The sequence below is a fragment of the Pseudoalteromonas sp. A25 genome (assembly GCF_009176705.1).
In the GTDB taxonomy this organism is placed as follows: domain Bacteria; phylum Pseudomonadota; class Gammaproteobacteria; order Enterobacterales; family Alteromonadaceae; genus Pseudoalteromonas.
Genome location: NZ_AP021847.1, coordinates 160,088 through 178,541, shown reverse-complemented (window position 1 = coordinate 178,541; position 18,454 = coordinate 160,088). Strand labels below are relative to the sequence as shown.

The window sequence follows — 18,454 nt, the reverse complement described above, 5'->3', positions numbered from 1 at the left end:
GTGCGTATATGCATTTGCTGGGTATAAAAATAGATAAGGAGGCATGACTTGCCTCCTTGGAGAACGTTTTATAGTAGCCCAACATTAATCGGAGAGTGCTTTTCCAAGTAATCTTTTAGTACTTGGGCATCGGTAATGCTGGTAGATTTAAAGCCTGCCAACTGAGTGATGTTGGGGTAGCCATCGCCTCCAGCGGCGTTGTAGCTGTTGATGCTCATACGATACTGTGCATTTATATCTAAAGCTTCACCATTGATCATAACATTCGTCAACTGCCCGTTAACTAGGTCAAATGAAAGCCCATAATATTGCATGTATGCGCCCGAATCAGGCGGAAAACGCGTTACTGTATTTAGGTAATCTAATAGCTCATTACCTTTCCATTGCATCACAGTGATCCGGTTCTTAAAGGGATGCACTTTTAAAATGTCTTTGTAGCTTACATCTCCGGCTTTAATGCTATGACGAATACCACCACCACTTATTAAACCAAAATCGGCGTTTACCGCTGCCATTTGTGCTTTAATTATCAGAGCTGCCAGTTTACTTTGAGTAAAACGTACAGTAGAGCGCTTGCCATCAAGGTAGTTGTCAACGTAGCCAACGCTGCCTTTAAGCTTTTGTTCTCCAAAGGTCTGATAAGGTTGCAAAAAAGCCTCAAGTTTTTGATCGGGTTCTATATATCCATTAATATACTGGCCCTTATCATCTTTCAAGTTAACGGGTATTAGCTCATAACTGATTAAAGACTTCTTACCATCTTTGATTTTAAACTCGGCTTTGCCAACATATTTGCCCCACTCATGAGCTTGCATTATCCAAATGCCGTTTTGTTGATCAGGTATACAAGACTTCCCAGGAGCAAAGTCTTTATCTGCTTGACCTCGTTCAGTTACACAGACAGGCTCTTGCGAATGGCCCCCAATGATCATATCGATGGTATTTGGTGCCAGGTTACGAGCCAGTGTTACGTCACCTGGCGCGTTTATACCATGTTCTGCATTATGAAAATGTCCCATGTGTGTTACGGCTATAACAGCATCTACCGCGTGATTTGCTCTGATGGATTTGACAACCGATGTTAAAATTTTTGACGGCTCAACAAATATCAGATCACCCAAATACTCTGGATTGGCAATTTTAGCAGTGTCGGTTGTTGTTAAACCGACGACCGCAATAGACAGACCTTGCTTGTTGATAATGGTGTAAGGTTGATAGGCATGACTATTGTCTTTTGCATGAAGAATATTGGCAGATAGCAAAGGGAAGTTTGACCAGTTTTGTTGTTTGTCAAGCACATCTAGTGGGTTGTCAAACTCATGGTTGCCAATCGCCATAGCGTCATAACCAAGTAGGCTCATGCCTTTAAAGTCGGGTTCTGCAAATTGCAGATCTGACTCTGGAATACCAGTGTTGATATCTCCCCCTGACAATAGCAGCACGGCATGCCCTTGCTGCTGTGCTTGAGAGCGAAGCTTATCAATTAATGTTTTACGTGCCGCCATACCATATTCGCCATCTTCATTGTGCCAAAAGCGACCATGGTTATCATTTGTGTGTAATACAGTAAGGTACTGCGTAGGCTCTGAAGATGTAAGCTGGCATGATGACAAAAAGGTACATAGGAGTACCGTAAAAATAATGCGCATATTAACCTATTATAGGTAAAACTAATTATGCGCCCATTTTAAACTAAAAACTCTAAAGAGAAAGAGTAAAAATTATGAATTTTTTGTGCCGCTGCATGCCGCCATTACAGCGTCTTCACGTCTTGACAGCTCTTGTTTTGCTAGAGATGACTTATCATGGTTGATCTCTACCATCCAGTTTAAAAAGCTAGCGGGCAGTTTTGTATAAGGTTCCCCAGCGTGTAACCCAAAATCACATATTGGCATTTCGTTGTTCATTGTTTTCATCCTCTATGTTTGTTGGAGACACATCCTAACAAAATATACGGCTAATTAAAGAACAAAGTGTTACATAGTTAATCTTTTTAAGTAGTTTTGGTTATATTAATGTAACTGCCAAGGCTAGCCATTGAATAACAATAAAAGTGCAACCTAAAAGAAAAAGTCTAAAACGTGCTCTGACCTTATTGTAAGTCAAGTGGACAACGCTATGTGCTACTCGTGATAAAACGAAAAGTAACGCACAAATTGCAAAAAACCAGCTTGTGGTATTTAAGTGCATGGCGAGCAAGCAAACGACATAAAATAGCACAGGAATTTCAAATTGGTTTTCAAAATTGCGACTAGCTAATAGCACCTGTTCAGGCGCATGATTTAGTTGCATCGTTTTAAAGTCATGTATTTGCAATGAGCCTTCTCGGGCTGCGGCGAAACGTCTCCTGCCCATCACAATCATCACGCTGAAAGTTAAAAAAACTTGCAAAAGCATTGAGATAATTACAATTTTGTCCGGTGAGCTAAACATGTTTTGTAGTCCTAGATTTACAGACTGTTACAATGATGTCTGCATATTAGTTGCAAATCACTAACTTACTAAAGATGATTGGTATCAGTAAAGCAAAATATAAAATGGATAATAATCATGAAAAAGCTTTTTGCACTTAGTATCTTGAGCCTTTCGGTGATCACAGGGTGTAGTACTCATTCACTTGGCACAGTAAACTCACAATCTCCTTCGCTACTCAGCGAGCAATTGGTGGTTAGTCCAAATGATACTCGCCAGTATCAAACGCTAACCTTGGAAAATGGTATTGACGTTATTTTAGTGTCAGATCCGAGTGTTGAAAAATCGGCAGCCGCACTAAGCGTCGGTGTTGGTTTATTGCATGATCCCATGACCCAGCAAGGGATGGCACACTACCTTGAACATATGTTGTTTTTAGGTACGGAGCGTTTTCCTGATACCAATGGTTACTCAGATTTTATGACGCAAAATGGTGGAGCACATAATGCTTATACTTGGTTGGATATTACCAACTACATGTTTAAGGTGAATAGTAACGCCTACGATGAAGCTTTAGATCGCTTTTCTGACTTTTTTAAAGCGCCAAAGCTCTATCCAGAGTATACAGAAAAAGAAAAAAATGCCGTAAATGCTGAATGGTCTATGCGTCGTGAACTAGACTTTTTTGGCCAATTTAAATTAGCAAGAAACTTGATGGGAGAGCATCCAGCGAATCGCTTTTTACCGGGCAACTTAGAGACCTTAGGTGATAAAGAGGGAAGTAAGCTACATAGCGAAACGGTTGATTTCTACAATCGCTACTACTCAGCAAACATTATGAAAGTGGTGATGTTGGCAAATGAGCCTTTGCCTGAGATGGCGAAAAAAGCTAAAAAGCACTTCTCAACTATAAAGAATAAACAAATTGAAAAACCGAAAGTGAGTGCAAAGCTCGACTTTAGCCAAATTGGCAGAAAGCGCGTTCATTACGTCCCAAATGAAGACGTTAAACAGTTAAAACTTGATTTTACCATTGAAAACAACCGAGACCAATTTGCAGTTAAACCAAACTATTTTGTTACTTATTTGTTGAGCAATGAAATGGCTGGCAGTCCAGCTCAGGTGCTGAAACAAGAAGGATTGATCTCTGAACTCACTGCTTCAGCAGATGCTGGTATTTATGGTAACTATGGCGCGTTGAGTGTAGATATAAACCTTACTGATAAAGGCATGGAAAACCGCGAGCTTGTGGTTGCTACTATCATGCAGTATATCGACCTTATTAAACGTAAAGGTATTGATAGCAAATACTTTGATGAAATTCGTACCTCACTAAACAATCAGTTTCAATTCTTAGAAAAAAGTGACGAATTTGGCTATGTCAGCAACCTTGCAGATAGCATGCAAAAATACCCAATAAATCATGCGATTAATGCGGGCTTTCACTATGCTAAATTTGATCCTAAAGAAGTATCATCGGTACTGGAGCAATTAGACGCTGAACACCTTAGAGTGTGGTACATCAGTAAGGAAGAGCCCTTCGAAAAACAGCTTCATTTTTATGATGGCAAATACAAAGTCGCTGATATTTCACAAGACGAAATCGACAGTTGGAAAGCGCCTAGCAAGTTAGCATTGCAGCTACCCAGTGTTAACCGTTTACTACCAGAGCAATTCGCCATAAAAACGACGCCAGAGCAGGGGCAAATAGGCGTACAAAAAGTATTTGAAGAGCAAGGTATTACAGTTTGGCATACTCCAAGCGCGCTGTTTGCTCATCAACCTAAGGGTAGCTTAAACATTTATATAAACTCACCAGAGCCGATGAGCAACATTAAGGCTGATGTGGCCTTGGCTATTTGGACCGATCTATACGCGATGGCGCAAAGCAAATTAGCAACAGAAGCTGCAGTTGCTGGCATGTCAATGTCACTGTCGCCAAGCAACGGCTTGGTGATGAATATCTCTGGCTTTACGGATAAGCAGTCACGGCTATTGTCACAGGCAATGGATGAATTAAAAGTAGAAGTGTCGCAAGAAGAATTTGCTCAAGCAATTGATAGATACCGTCGAGAATTACAAAACGAAGGTAAGCAGTTTCCAATTAATCAAGTGTTTGGTCAATATCATCGATTGATAAGAGCTGGTAGCTTTGATACTCAAGCACTGCTTGATGCAGCTAATAACTTAACGTTGGAGCAGTTTGATAAAATTCAAACACAATTGCTGAAAAACAACCAAGTGCGTATTTTTGGTTATGGCAACTATGATAAAGCTAGTTTAGTTGACGTTGCGAATGTGGTTAAAAAAGCACTGCCCAAATCGCAGCAAATTACTGATTATGTTAAAACCCCTTATTGGCAGCCTAAGAAAGGTGAAACCTTGGTATGGCAACAAGATATTGACGTTGCCGATGTCGGTTTGATAGATATGGTGGTTCACCCAGAAGCGGGCTTTAAACAAAAAGCGGCGGCACGAGTGCTGGTGAGTCATTTGCGTACCCATATATTTGATACGTTACGAACGGAAGAGCAACTAGGTTATGCGGTAGGGGCAACGGCACAAAGTATTGATGATTATTCAGCGCTCGGCTTTTATATTCAAACACCAGTTAAGGATGTGGCATCGATGCAAGCACGTTTTGATCAGTACAAAACGCAATACGCAAAAGCGCTTGAAGACTTAGATCATAATACCTTTATGCAGCTTAAAAATGCTCAGTTAGTGTCTTTGAAAGAAGCGCCTAAAAACTTAGGCGAAGAGCTGTCTCCTTTGCTGTCAGATTGGTATAGAGAAAATTACCAATATGATTCAAAAGAGAAACTTATCAAAGCGGTTGAGCAAGTGACTTTAGCGGATGTGAAATCGTATTATAAGCAAACAATGCTTAACCCAGAAGCACCTCGCCTTAACATTCAGCTTCGTGGTAAGAAGTTCCAACAAAAGCCGTTTGCTCAATTACCTAAGCAGACAAAGCTTGCTTCAATTGAAGATTTGTACAAGCGTATCTCATTACAATAAATAAAAATCGGCCAGCACACTTCATGAGTTGCTGGCCAATTTGGTGGAGTAATATGGATGATAATAATAAATACAGAACGCTTAGTTATTCGTAAGGCAACGTTATCGGACGATGCGTTTATTTTAAAGTTGTTGAACCAGAAGAGTTTTATAGACAATATTGCTGACAAAAAAGTATATACTTTGGCTGACGCACAAAACTATATTCAAGGTGCATTCTTAGATCCTTATATGCAAGGACTAAAAGCTCCTTTTATTGTTACCTTGCAAGATGGTACTGCAATTGGTGTCGCTGGCTTCTATCAGCGACCTGTTTTCAAAGAGCCTGATTTAGGCTATGCATTTTTAGACGAGTTTACGGGTAAAGGATATGCCTCAGAAGCTGCTAATGCCTTACTAAAATTTGCTAAAGATAATTTACAGTTAGATACCGTACTGGCAATAACCTCGTTGACCAACGAAGCAAGTATCAAATTGTTACGCTTTTGTGGATTCGATTTTAAGCAAACTATAGAGCTTGAGCCAGCAGTAGTGTCTAACTTGTACGAAATACATTTTTAGCTTGTAGTTAATTTTCCAAAGCGTGTAGTTGCTTGGCTATTTGCTTTGCAACTTGCATCCATGAAGTTTCAAGTGCTCTAACAAGAGCAGGGAACCCGTCCTTAGTCAAAGGCTCAGATAGGGTAAAGTTTTGGTAAGCAAGGAGCTGATCAGACGTATTGTTTTTTTCGTACAAGTACCAACTGCCACTAAGTAATGTACCGGCCTCATAGTGGCCCGCAAACTCTGTTACCTCCACCATAAGGTAAATAGTGTTGTAACCTGACGTTGGTACGTTAGCGCTCACAACTTGCCAAAGATCTAGCTTATTGCTTAGTAAGTTATGTAGTTTCTTACTGAGCATATCATTTGGGTGCTCTGCCCAAAAGTGATGCTGTGCGACAGAAACCTGATTATCAGGCTGAATTTGAACGATTGCTTGCTGATCTGCAATGCCAGATAGTTTTATTGAATGAATTTTTAGTGTACGTTTTTGCGCTGCAACATCTGTATCTGAATTCACTCCTGTGGCTGCAGCAAAACTAAAGTATGCGTTAGGATTGGTGACACTGTGACTGCACCCAGTTGCAAAAGCGAGCACTAAACTTGCTAAAATTACACGCATTTACTTTTTCCTAGGCTCAGGGTCTTCAACATTATTTTTGTTAAAAATAAGCATGTTTGGCTGTTCATTCAAGCTTTTAGCAAAAGGTTTCAACGTGTTTGATAAACTTTCTAGTTCTTCTAATGTATCCGTTAACTGTTCAACCATTGTCGAGTCTTGCTGATAATGTGTGAGCGTTTTTTCAAACTGTTTTAAGCTAGAAGTCAGCTGAGTGAGCGTAGTACTGATATTATCCAAATTATCGTTTACCTTGTTGGCTGTACCATTTTGGTTAAAAGTGCTAACTAATTGATTCATTTCCATTGCCATTTGCCTGTATTGTTGCAAGGTCCCGTCTAGTTGTGTCAATGTGTTGTTCAGTGGCAGATCATTTAGTTTGTTTAATAACTTAGTAACCTGCTCAGACAGTGCTGTAAATCCGCTAGATACACTAGGTAGTGTTGGGTATAGCGACGCGGTTGTCACACTGGCTTGGGGCGATTCTGGATAGAAGTCTAACTCTATGTATACCGCTCCTGTTAACATATTGCCACTTTTTAACGATGCCCTCAATCCATTTCTAATCCATTGTTCTATATTTTTTTGCCAATATTCTCTGGCAAGCTGACTTTTCTCAAATAGCCTGCCGTATTCAATGCGGATCAAAACGGGAAGAGAGGTACTGCCTTGTTGAAAATAAAGCGGTTGTCCATCGCGTTGCAATTGAGCTGGCGCTTGCTCAACGGTGCCAATGCGCATACCTCTATATTCAACTGGTGCACCGGGACTTAGACCACGAATAGATTGTTCAAATTCAATTAAATAGAAATCGTAGTCATCAAAGCGTTGCTCAAGCGCGACCGAAAAGTTCTCATGCAAAGTAAATTGACTATTTTGTGTGGCTTCGGCACTGGGTTCTTGATTGGGCGGGTAATCTACCGATATGCCGCCTTTTATTAACTTTGATAGACTGCCAGTAGAAACTTGGATCCCCTCGGTTGATAAATTCACAGAAACACCCGATGAAACCCAAAAAATGACATTATCAGTTATCAACTTGTCGTAAGGTGAGAAAACAAAAACACCATATTCCATTGCTAAATTATCGGTATTAAAGTTGGTTGATTCGATTTGACCTATCTTGAAGTTTCTAAAATAAATGCTTGTACCTACATCTAACACTTCAGCATGGCGTGATTTTAATCTGTACCGTTTCCCTTTAATATCAGAGGCGATCAGTGCAGGTTCATCCTGCAACGTGAATAAAGAAGACTTTACGTTACTACTGCCTGGCTCAAGCTCAAGATAAACACCTGAAAGTAAGGTGTTCATGCCAGATATCCCTGACTCATCGATTCTGGGTTTTACAACCCAAATTTTGGCATCAGCACTCAGCAAAGAGGTGTACATGTTGTCTATTTGTACTTTGGCAATAACTGCGTTTTGATCAAGCTGCAAGCGCAGAGACTGCACAACGCCCACCTTAACACTGCGTACTCGTACCTCAGTTTTACCCGCCACAATACCATCCGCCGTGGTCATTTTTACAAAAATTGTTTGACCTTGATTTAGTTGGTGCTGATATAGCATCCACGCAGTAACAAATAGAGCAATTATGGGGATGAACCAAATGACGGAAAACTTTGGTTTTGATTCTATATATGCATGTTCATTCATTAGCTTTTAACTTGTCCCATAAAATACGCGGATCAAAACTGTGTACAGCCATCATTTGACACAACACCATGACTGCAAAAAATACAATGCCTATTTGTGGCTCTACCGTTAGCACAGAACCCAGTTGTACTAAAGATACCAATACAATAACTACAAAAACATCAATCATTGACCACTTACCCATCCATTCTAGCCAACGATACAACTGACTCGCACGCTTAGGGTTATTACACATTTTTGCTTCATAAAGTAGATAAAACAATGCCAGCGCTTTGAATAGCGGAATGCAAATACTGGCAACAAAAATAATAGCAGCAATTGGATAAGAGCCACTTTGCCACATGATAACAATACCCGAAAAAACAGTAGCAAAGGTATCTTGTCCTAAATTAATCGTATTCATTATCGGCAGCAAATTTGCAGGAACCATTAACACAAGTGAAGTGAGCATCCACGCAAATGCGCGAGCGCTTGCTTGTGGCTTTCTAAAATGCGTTTTAGCGTAGCAACGCGGACAATGCTCATGTGCAGTAAGTTGTCCGCATACATTACACTGTTTTAAAGACTGAGATAATGCGCTTTGACCGCACAATAATGGTTTGGGCTCAAATTGTTTTTGCTGGCGTTGCCAAAGTTCATTGGCATCTATTAGAGTCAGTAATTCAATAAAGCAAAATACAAACAAGACGTACGCCCAAAAGCCATAACCCAACGATAACTCGGCATACGACATGAGTTTAAAGGTACTCACCAAGACCGCAACGAGAAAAATATCAGCAAGGTTAAGTGGCATTATATAGCTGAGTGTTTTTGCTATCCAACGGGCATTATGAGGATTTAGCTTGCTCCAAAGCGGGCTGTTAGTAAGCAACACCAAAAAGCACATAAACAATGGCATGACCAAAATAGTGAATACAAACACAACGGCCAGTGCGGTGCTGTACTTTTCACTCAGTAACAACGCGGCATCCCACAGTGTGATTTGCTGACTTAACCCTTTTTGTGCAAAAGAAATAAAAGGAGAGTACAAGCTTGAAAATAAAAATAACAAAGAGGCAATACTAAACGCGCTTAACCACTGCTGTTGATTGTTTTTGCAGCTTAGTAAGTGTGAATGGCAAACGGGGCAGCGCGCTCTTTGCTGCTGCCCGATATGTCCAACATTGATGAGTCTGTCACAGTGTTTGCACGCTAGGATCACGGCTTTGCCCAAAGAATGAATACTTGCTAAGTTTGCGGCAAATATTGGGTGAGTGCAAATCTGTGCTTTAAGCGTATTATTTAGCTGTCAAATACAGCAACAGTTTGACGACTTAGTGCAAGCAATTGGCGATCTGGACCATAAATATTGGCATCTTCTACGCCATACCCTTTGGCACTGTGATGTGTCAGGGCTTCAAACCCAAGCCAAGCATCTTTTGGCAATTTGATGTCACTTAAGAATTCAATGTACCACGACATACTACTTGCTGGCGAAGGCGCGCTGCACATTTGTAATAGTGTGGGGGGCCATGCATCAGCTAATGCCAGCAAATGTAGCGCGTTAAGCTGATGCTCTGGTTCTGCTTTAAATTTCATCCACCCACCTAAATTTGAACTTTTGGCATTACTAAACGGTAAAGCGCCTTGCTGAGCGTTGAGTGCGACATGTTGAAAAAATGCAGGCATTAGGCCCTCTTGATAAGGTAATACATGTTTTGGTTGAACTGGTTCTAATGTGCATTTATCAGCACTTGGTACTGTAATACTTGAATTTCTATCTTTAGCGAAACACCCTTGAGCAATCAGGCAAACTTTATCAGCTTGTGTGAGTGTACTAAGCATTTGCGTCGCATTTTTACCACTTCGTAAGACTTGAGTACTTATTTGAAAAGGTTCATCGGCTAGTAGCGGGCCAACAAAATTGGTGCTTAAAGAAAGCAGGCGACGATCATCGGTTAATCTATAAAACATACTTTTGAGCATAAATGCAGCGGACAAGCCACCAAATGCAGTGCGGCCTTGGCACCAATTTTCAGGAAAGCTGAACATACTGTCATTATTAGCAAGTGCTGGGTTATTGATGAGCTGATCAAATGTCATGGTAATACCTAATCTTATTTATTATGTTGTTTAGCATAACTGGTCAAACCAGTATGTCAATTGACGTTTTATTGCCTTTTTCTGGCCAAAAAAGGCACAAACAGAAAAAAATTTCAAAAAACTGCACTTTTTTTTAGTTTTGCGCTTGAATTCAATTTTCTTGCCCCTATTTACAAAGCATCTAACAGAACAACGAATTTTGAAGTCGGAGAAGATTCATGGGTAAAATTATTGGAATCGATTTAGGTACTACTAACTCTTGTGTAGCAGTACTAGACGGTGATAAAGCACGCGTTATCGAAAACGCTGAAGGCGATCGTACAACTCCTTCAATCATTGCTTACACAGCAGAAGGTGAAACACTTGTAGGTCAGCCAGCTAAGCGTCAAGCGGTAACAAACCCACAAAATACTTTATTTGCAATTAAGCGTTTGATTGGTCGTCGTTTTGAAGACGAAGAAGTACAGCGCGATATTGGCATCATGCCTTTCCAAATTGTTAAAGCTGACAATGGCGATGCATGGGTAGAGGTACGTGGCGAAAAACGTGCAGCACCACAAATTTCAGCAGAAGTACTGAAAAAAATGAAGAAAACGGCGGAAGACTTCTTAGGTGAAGAAGTAACTGAAGCGGTTATCACAGTACCTGCATACTTTAACGACTCTCAGCGTCAAGCAACTAAAGATGCTGGCCGTATCGCGGGTCTTGAAGTTAAGCGTATTATCAACGAGCCAACAGCCGCAGCACTTGCATACGGCATGGACAAAAAACAAGGCGACAACGTTGTTGCAGTATACGACCTAGGTGGTGGTACATTCGATATCTCAATCATTGAAATTGATGAAGTAGATGGCGAGCACACGTTTGAAGTACTTGCAACTAACGGTGACACACACTTAGGTGGTGAAGACTTTGATAACCGTGTTATCAACTACCTAGTTGCAGAGTTCAAAAAAGACCAAGGTATCGACCTTAAAACTGACCCGCTAGCAATGCAGCGTGTTAAAGAAGCAGCTGAAAAAGCAAAAATTGAGCTTTCTTCAGCGCAGCAAACTGAGGTGAACCTACCTTATGTAACTGCTGATGCAACTGGTCCTAAGCACATGAACGTTAAGCTAACGCGTGCAAAACTTGAGTCGCTAGTAGAAGATTTGGTTACTAAGTCAATTGAGCCGCTTAAACAAGCGCTTGCTGACGCTGACCTATCAGTAGGTGATGTAAACGATATCATCTTAGTAGGTGGTCAAACACGTATGCCACTAGTACAGAAGACAGTAGCAGAGTTCTTCGGTAAAGAGCCACGTAAAGACGTTAACCCTGATGAAGCGGTAGCAGTAGGTGCTGCGGTTCAAGGTGGTGTACTTGCAGGTGACGTGAAAGACGTACTACTACTTGACGTATGTCCTCTGTCTCTAGGTATTGAGACTATGGGTCAGGTGATGACGGCGCTAATTGAGAAGAACACGACTATTCCAACGAAGAAGTCGCAAACATTCTCAACAGCGGAAGATAATCAGTCTGCGGTAACGATTCACGTACTACAAGGTGAGCGTAAGCGTTCAAGCGATAACAAGTCTCTAGGTCAATTTAACCTAGAAGGTATTCGCCCAGCGCAGCGTGGTGTACCTCAAATTGAAGTTACTTTTGATGTTGATGCTGACGGTATCTTACACGTATCTGCAAAAGACAAAGATACGGGTAAAGAGCAGAAGATCACAATCCAAGCTTCTTCAGGTCTAAGCGATGATGAAGTAGAAAAAATGGTACGTGATGCAGAAGCGAATGCAGAAGAAGATAAAAAGTTTGAAGAGCTAGTGTCTTCACGTAACCAAGCTGATGCAATGGTTCACGGTACTCGCAAGCAAGTGGAAGAAGCGGGTGATGCATTACCTGCAGAAGACAAAGAAGCGATTGAAGCGGCATTAACTGAGCTTGAAACGGCGATTAAAGGCGACAACAAAGAAGAGATCGATGCTAAAGTGCAAGCACTAGCAGAGAAGTCTCAAAAGCTAATGGAAATTGCGCAAGCTAAAGCTCAGGCTGGTCAAGCAGGCCCTGATGCTGGCGCTCAGCAAAGTTCAGCTAAGCAAGACGACGATGTTGTTGACGCTGAGTTTGAAGAAGTTAAAGACGACAATAAGTAATTGTTGACTTGCAAGGGCGCGCTGGCGGTTATCGCTTGACGCGCCCTTAGTGTATGTAAATTTTGGCTGACTTTCGGTTAGCCTATTGATGGGGTTAAGCCCATCATTTAACTAGGTAATGTGATAACTATGTCAAAACGTGATTATTACGAAGTACTAGGCGTTAGCAAAGATGCCAGCGAACGTGACATAAAAAAAGCGTATAAACGCTTGGCGATGAAGTATCACCCAGACCGTACGGCGGGTAATCCTGAGCTAGAAACAAAGTTCAAAGAAGTAAAAGAAGCTTACGAAGTACTAACTGATAGCCAAAAGCGTCAGATGTATGACCAATACGGCCATGCAGCCTTTGATCAAAATGGTGGTGGCCACGGTGGTTTCGGCGGCGGTCAAGGTGACTTTGGCGATATTTTTGGTGACGTATTCGGTGATATTTTTGGTGGCGGTGGCCGTCGTCAATCTCGCCAGCAACGCGGTGCAGATTTACGTTACAACATGGACCTTACGCTCGAAGAAGCGGTTCGTGGTAAAGATGTTGAAATTAAAGTACCAACTTGGGTAAGTTGTAGCCCTTGTGATGGCAGTGGCGCAAAAGCGGGCTCTAAGCCAAAAACCTGTACAACCTGTCATGGTGCGGGCCAAGTACAAATGCGCCAGGGCTTTTTTGCTGTGCAGCAAACATGTCCTACGTGTCAGGGTACTGGTTCGATTATTTCAGACCCTTGTAACAAGTGCCATGGTCAAGGCCGAGTAGAAAAAACCAAAACACTGTCTGTTAAAATTCCAGCGGGTGTTGATACAGGTGACCGTATTCGTCTTTCTGGTGAAGGTGAAGCAGGTATGCACGGTGCCCCAGCGGGCGACTTATACGTTCAGGTAGCAGTACGTGAACACCCAATCTTCACACGCGATGGCAATAACCTATATTGCGAAGTGCCAATTAGCTTTAGCACCGCAGCGCTGGGCGGTGAAATTGAAGTGCCAACGCTTGATGGCCGTGCAAATCTTAAGATCCCTGCAGAGAGCCAAACAGGTAAAATGTTCCGCATGCGTGGTAAAGGCGTTAAGTCAGTACGCAGCGGTGCAGTTGGCGACTTAATTTGTAAAGTGGTACTTGAAACACCAGTGAATTTGAACGAACGTCAAAAAGAGCTGTTAAAAGAGTTTGAAGAAAGCATGGGGGGAGATAACAGTAAAAATCGCCCTAAAGCGCAAGGCTTTTTTGATGGTGTGAAAAAGTTCTTTGATGACTTAACCAAGTAAGAAAATTTTAAAAAGTTATGTAAAAAACGGCGCAACGAGCGCCGTTTTTGTTTGCTGTTATTTAATTTAACAGCACTAAATAATCATGTTTGCTTTCACATTTACAGGCAATTGTTTGGTTGTTTTGGCCCAATATTAACTGCCCTGTTTTACAGCCGAGTAGTTCGCACTTTGCATCACAAGCAAGGTTGTTGGTCCATACCTCGTACTCGCTTTGCATAAAATTTAAAAATGCGATTACCACAATCACCACGAATATGAAAAATAGTGCGTTTTTGTACATATTACACATCAGTTCATTTCTTAGTGATATATAAGACTTTAGTAGAGTATTGACGTTTGTCGAACTTACGGTATTTTGAAAATAATCAAAAAGGAAGTAAGTATGACACCGGCGATAAAACTGCTCGAAAAGAACAAAATTATTTTTGAAATACTCAAGTTTGAACACGATGCAAATTCACCGAGCTTTGCTGCTGAAGCCGCAGAGAAACTCAATTTAAACGCTGCGCAAGTGTTCAAAACTTTGCTTGTTGATGTAGATGGTGAGTTGAACGTTGCCATTTTACCTGCAACACGCCAGGTTGATTTAAAAGCGTTTGCCAAGGTTTGCAAAGGCAAAAAGGCCATACTCGCTGATGCTAAAAAAGCACAAAATACCACAGGCTATTTAATTGGAGGGATTAGTCCTTTTGCACAAAAAAAGCGTTTAAACACCTTATTACACAGTGACGCGCAGCAGTTTGAGAGAATTTACGTAAGTGCTGGCAAACGGGGTTTGGAAGTTGCTGTCGCACCAAGTGATTGTATTAGTTTGTGTAATGCAGCGTTTGCTCATTTCTAGATAGTGTAATCAGTTCATATGAACGGTCGGGTGTACGATTATAACCTTGGTCGGTTTATGAGTGTTGATCCTGTGATACAGAGTCCGGGGAATAGTCAGTCGATAAATCCGTATTCGTATATCATGAATAATCCGTTGGCTGGGGTGGATCCGAGTGGGTATGAGGCGGAGAAGAAGGAAACCGTAGAGGTTGCAGCCGATGCAGAAGTGCAACAGGATACTGACGGTAACTACTATGTTAGTGCAGGTGATGGCAGTGGAGAGCTTATCCAAATTGACTCTGTTAAAGGAACGACATCTAATGGTTCTAGCAGAACAGTGAATCTGGGAGCTGGAGGGAAAGTTGAAAGTGTTGAGATTGTGGATATTGGTTCACAGGGGCTGATTACTCAAGTGAACAACTCCTATAAGAGTGGGGTGGGTGGAGTCAGCGATCCTAAAGTAAGAGAAAACCTCACTGATGAGCAGTGGATGAAGACCAAGCGTGAAATAGAAAACAACAAGTGGATGATACTTGGAGTGATAGCAGCACTTTCTGACCCAAGTTCAGAAGAATACAAAGGTATAGCGTCTGACTATGGATATCACGTCGGTATAGATGACTTCAGTGAAGCAGCGGAATACCTTCTTCAAAATTATAGACAAGCTTTATCTATACTAGAGAAACTAGAAAGGAAAGATTTTTACTACTATCCTGCTTCGGGCAATTATGGTGAATACACCCAACGTATTGGGCTTTCTAGAATGTTTTATAAGATTTCTCAGCATAAATATGTTAGCTCAACTATTACACATGAAATATCTCATGGCATAGGCTTCAAACACGAAAAGGGAAAAAACACTACTTTTGGCCGTGAGAAAGGAGATTTGATTCATCTGGCTTTGATAGGAAGAACAGCTGCATCAGCGCTTGCTCGACTTGATGCGCGAAAACAATTATTAACAAATGCATTTCAATTTGAGCGTACAGCCTTAAAATTTGACCACAGGAAATGAGCTATGCATAAAGCTATTTTTATTTTTATTTTTATTTCAACTTCAACAGTAGCGAAGCAAGAGATAAAAGAAGTAACTTTGTTAACTAAACTCGAATGCAAGCAGGGAAAGGTTTTCGCAACAATAATAAACAAATCGCAAAAAAAAGTAGATATTCCATATGGTTTACTTGGTGTGAAAAATAGTTTTGGATGGGGGAGTATTCAGGTTTTTGAGAAAAGCAAATTTGATGAGTTAATGGAAAAGCCCTCTCCTTTAAAAATGAAGGAAATTAGTCTATCACCTATAAAAGGTGGTGATGAGAGCAAAGAAATAACTTTAGGAGCATTTGAAAAGCTGTCTTACCCCCTCAATTTAAAATCTGGGTTTAGGGTAGATGGCAGTGAAAAGTATATTGCAGTACTAATTATTGTACTTGGTGAAGTTGTTTTAGACGATAGTATAAAAGGTTATATCACTAGCGTCTCAAACCCTGTAACCTTTTCATTAGCTGGTATGTGTGAAGAGATGCCGAGAATTAAAGATGATCGCTAAAAGTGAATTAACGGACCCTGTAACACATTTTGTGTAACTGCCAGTTTTAAATAACATCTTTTAATCGGTCTTCGAATTCGATCATAAATCGATTTAAGGTTAATTAACGTGGACAGGCACTCAAACTTGAAACCTTGAGGGGACTAAACAAGACACCCATTTTTATTTGTATATTTTTCATTCATAAATAAACAAGACATATATGGACGCTCAGCCGTTGTCAAACAATACTGACCAATCGGGGTGACTTTAGTCGCCTCGTGTCGTTTTACCTAATCTATCCTGCTTGAATTTTAATCTTTGAATCAACCAGTTGTGCAATAAAAAGCTGCTCTGACATATATCCGGGCTTAACTGTGTCTATCAGCGCCCCTAATGAGCTTCGAGCCTGCATTCCCAAAAAAGTTAATCACCCACTCGGCCTTTATAGCCGTGCCCTATACGGGATTGATGCAGGCAGGTTCTGGCCTTTGTTCATCAATTAAAAATAAGCAGTGGTAAAAGGTTGTTAGGTGCTCACTACACCCACCCGGGCTAGTTTGCCCTTGTCCACGTCGAGCTTACCTAGATAAATTAAATCAGAAAATAAACAAGACACCCACTTTTATTTGTATATTTTTTATTCATTGCCAAGAATTAAATAAGACACCCACTTTTATTTATCTGATTAAAAGGTAGGCAGCTTCGATGGCGACGGCACGTAAAAGGCAGGTAAGTCTTGTTGATACCAAATATTATCACTGCATATCACGGTGTGTTCGCCGTGCATTTTTGTGTGGTGATGACACGATAACGGGCAAAAGCTATGAGCATCGCAGACAATGGGTAGAAGACAAACTGCTAGCGCTTGCCAAAGTGTTTTGTATTGATGTATGTAGGACTAAACAAGACACCTACTTTTATTTGTTTGTTTTTCATTCATCGCCTATCTTTTATTTATCTGATTAAAAGGTAGGCAGCTTCGATGGCGACGGCACGTAAAAGACAGGTAAGTCTTGTTGATACCAAATATTATCACTGTATATCACGGTGTGTTCGCCGTGCATTTTTGTGTGGTGATGACACGATAACGGGTAAAAGCTATGAGCACCGCAGACAATGGGTAGAAGACAAACTGCTAGCGCTTGCCAAAGTATTTTGCATTGATGTGTGTGCCTATGCGGTGATGAGTAACCATACGCATATTGTGCTGTATGTAGATGATAAAAAAGCAAAACGGTTGAGTGATAAAGCCATACTTATTCGTTGGCACAAATTATTTAAAGGTACGCTGCTTACGCAAAAATATCTACAAGGCGACAAGCTAGATAAGGCACAGCAATTCTTTTTAAATCGTACCATTGCCGATTATCGTGAACGACTGGCGGATATCAGTTGGTTTATGCGAGTACTTAATGAAGATATAGCCAGAAAAGCCAATAAAGAAGATAACTGCACAGGCCGATTTTGGGAAGGGCGGTTTAAATCCCAAGCGCTGTTAGATGAAGCTGCAGTGGCAGCATGTATGGCATATGTTGACCTAAACCCTATCAGAGCAAAGATGGCTAAAACCCCAGAAGAGTCTGAGCACACCAGCGTACACAAGCGAATTAAAGCCGCCAAAGATGCAAAACAACCCAAACAACTCGCCCGCTTTGCAGGCAGCCCCAGAAAACACATGCCCAAAGGGCTCCCGTTTGAGTTAAAGTCATACTTAGAGTTAGTGGAACTCACAGGTCGCTGCATGCGAGAAGATAAACGCGGATACATAGAGCAGCGTACCCTCCCTATTTTAGAGAGACTAAACATCGCACCTGAAAACTGGCTAAAGCTCACCACGCAATTTACCAAAGTGTTCAAAGGCGCAGTAGGGCGACCTAATAAACTGGATGGTTATTACACGCATTTAGAAATAAAACGGCGAACTGGCATTAGTCATTGCGAGCAGCTTTTCGGCTAAACCACGTGACAACCCTAAATTCGTAACCACAATCATGCTGTCAAAGTAGGTAGAGTTGTGCCTAGCATTTTGTAATTAACGCCAAATATCTCGGATAAAAGCAAAAAGTAGATTGAAGAGGTGCTTTTTAAGTAGAAATATCAAAGTAACGGGTGCAATTTATTCGTTGCCTTATTAATTTAAAAATGGCGGTCTTGTTATTTCTCAACCGTGGGCGATAACAAAATGACGGCTGACGTTGTCATTCCTGATGGTGCAAAAGTACTTGTAAAAGTAAAAGAAGGTGATCACCATACTATGACGGTTCACTTTACTTTGTAATAAGAAAAATGAGTATCTAAGGCTATGCTTAGCGTTCGCATAGCCTCAGTATATTTGGTGTGACTTCCAATTCAGTA

At 41.1% G+C, this 18,454-nt stretch carries 15 protein-coding genes and 1 pseudogene; 9 read left to right on the top strand and 7 right to left on the bottom strand.

The genetic code is table 11. The annotated features are described in order from the left end of the window. Nucleotides 1-68 precede the first annotated feature (68 nt). The 3 genes from ushA to GDK41_RS17450 all read right to left on the bottom strand — a co-directional run bounded on the left by ushA (nucleotide 69) and on the right by GDK41_RS17450 (nucleotide 2,433). Nucleotides 69-1,649, bottom strand: coding sequence for a bifunctional UDP-sugar hydrolase/5'-nucleotidase UshA (gene ushA / locus GDK41_RS17460; protein WP_152087762.1), 1,581 nt, complete (start codon nucleotides 1,647-1,649; stop codon nucleotides 69-71). A 72-nt stretch (nucleotides 1,650-1,721) separates the two neighbouring features. Beyond that, nucleotides 1,722-1,907 (bottom strand): hypothetical protein, encoded by a 186-nt coding sequence (locus tag GDK41_RS17455; RefSeq protein ID WP_152087761.1) that lies wholly within the window; start codon nucleotides 1,905-1,907, stop codon nucleotides 1,722-1,724. Between the two features lie 100 nt (nucleotides 1,908-2,007). Further along, entirely contained in the window at nucleotides 2,008-2,433 is a 426-nt protein-coding gene (locus tag GDK41_RS17450) for an MAPEG family protein (RefSeq protein WP_152087760.1), read from the bottom strand. 117 nt (nucleotides 2,434-2,550) lie between these two features. Here GDK41_RS17450 and GDK41_RS17445 point away from each other — a divergent pair, with 117 nt between their 5' ends. Continuing rightward, entirely contained in the window at nucleotides 2,551-5,433 is a 2,883-nt protein-coding gene (locus GDK41_RS17445) for an insulinase family protein (RefSeq protein WP_152087759.1), read from the top strand. A gap of 57 nt (nucleotides 5,434-5,490) precedes the next feature. Beyond that, on the top strand, nucleotides 5,491-5,994 hold the full coding sequence (locus GDK41_RS17440; RefSeq protein WP_152087758.1) for a GNAT family N-acetyltransferase: 504 nt from the start codon (nucleotides 5,491-5,493) through the stop codon (nucleotides 5,992-5,994). A 7-nt stretch (nucleotides 5,995-6,001) separates the two neighbouring features. On the opposite strand, the gene GDK41_RS17435 is transcribed toward GDK41_RS17440, so the two are convergent. The 4 genes from GDK41_RS17435 to GDK41_RS17420 all read right to left on the bottom strand — a co-directional run bounded on the left by GDK41_RS17435 (nucleotide 6,002) and on the right by GDK41_RS17420 (nucleotide 10,336). After that, nucleotides 6,002-6,598 (bottom strand): PqiC family protein, encoded by a 597-nt coding sequence (locus GDK41_RS17435; RefSeq protein WP_152087757.1) that lies wholly within the window; start codon nucleotides 6,596-6,598, stop codon nucleotides 6,002-6,004. Beyond that, nucleotides 6,599-8,254, bottom strand: a complete 1,656-nt coding sequence (pqiB, locus tag GDK41_RS17430; RefSeq protein WP_152087756.1) for an intermembrane transport protein PqiB — start codon at nucleotides 8,252-8,254, stop codon at nucleotides 6,599-6,601. Further along, nucleotides 8,247-9,455, bottom strand: coding sequence for a paraquat-inducible protein A (locus tag GDK41_RS17425; RefSeq protein ID WP_152087755.1), 1,209 nt, complete (start codon nucleotides 9,453-9,455; stop codon nucleotides 8,247-8,249). The genes pqiB and GDK41_RS17425 overlap by 8 nt, the downstream gene beginning before the upstream one ends. A gap of 80 nt (nucleotides 9,456-9,535) precedes the next feature. Further along, nucleotides 9,536-10,336: a thioesterase family protein gene (locus GDK41_RS17420; RefSeq protein ID WP_152087754.1), complete on the bottom strand. Its 801-nt coding sequence runs from the start codon at nucleotides 10,334-10,336 to the stop codon at nucleotides 9,536-9,538. A 218-nt stretch (nucleotides 10,337-10,554) separates the two neighbouring features. Here GDK41_RS17420 and dnaK point away from each other — a divergent pair, with 218 nt between their 5' ends. The 7 genes and pseudogenes from dnaK to GDK41_RS17385 all read left to right on the top strand — a co-directional run bounded on the left by dnaK (nucleotide 10,555) and on the right by GDK41_RS17385 (nucleotide 18,056). Next, nucleotides 10,555-12,480 (top strand): molecular chaperone DnaK, encoded by a 1,926-nt coding sequence (gene dnaK, locus GDK41_RS17415; RefSeq protein ID WP_152087753.1) that lies wholly within the window; start codon nucleotides 10,555-10,557, stop codon nucleotides 12,478-12,480. 129 nt (nucleotides 12,481-12,609) lie between these two features. Further along, nucleotides 12,610-13,743, top strand: a complete 1,134-nt coding sequence (gene dnaJ, locus GDK41_RS17410; protein ID WP_152087752.1) for a molecular chaperone DnaJ — start codon at nucleotides 12,610-12,612, stop codon at nucleotides 13,741-13,743. Between the two features lie 385 nt (nucleotides 13,744-14,128). Next, a complete protein-coding gene (gene ybaK, locus GDK41_RS17405; RefSeq protein WP_152087751.1) occupies nucleotides 14,129-14,587 on the top strand; it encodes a Cys-tRNA(Pro) deacylase in 459 nt (152 codons plus the stop codon). A gap of 57 nt (nucleotides 14,588-14,644) precedes the next feature. Continuing rightward, a complete protein-coding gene (locus tag GDK41_RS17400) occupies nucleotides 14,645-15,583 on the top strand; it encodes a hypothetical protein (RefSeq protein WP_232056600.1) in 939 nt (312 codons plus the stop codon). 3 nt (nucleotides 15,584-15,586) lie between these two features. Further along, a complete protein-coding gene (locus GDK41_RS17395) occupies nucleotides 15,587-16,117 on the top strand; it encodes a hypothetical protein (RefSeq protein ID WP_152087749.1) in 531 nt (176 codons plus the stop codon). A 687-nt stretch (nucleotides 16,118-16,804) separates the two neighbouring features. Beyond that, a pseudogene (locus GDK41_RS17390) lies at nucleotides 16,805-16,996 on the top strand (hypothetical protein); the annotation flags it as partial. An 85-nt stretch (nucleotides 16,997-17,081) separates the two neighbouring features. Then, the gene (locus GDK41_RS17385; RefSeq protein ID WP_152087748.1) at nucleotides 17,082-18,056 is read left to right on the top strand and encodes a transposase; all 975 of its coding nucleotides are present in this window, start codon (nucleotides 17,082-17,084) and stop codon (nucleotides 18,054-18,056) included. Nucleotides 18,057-18,454: the final 398 nt, after the last annotated feature.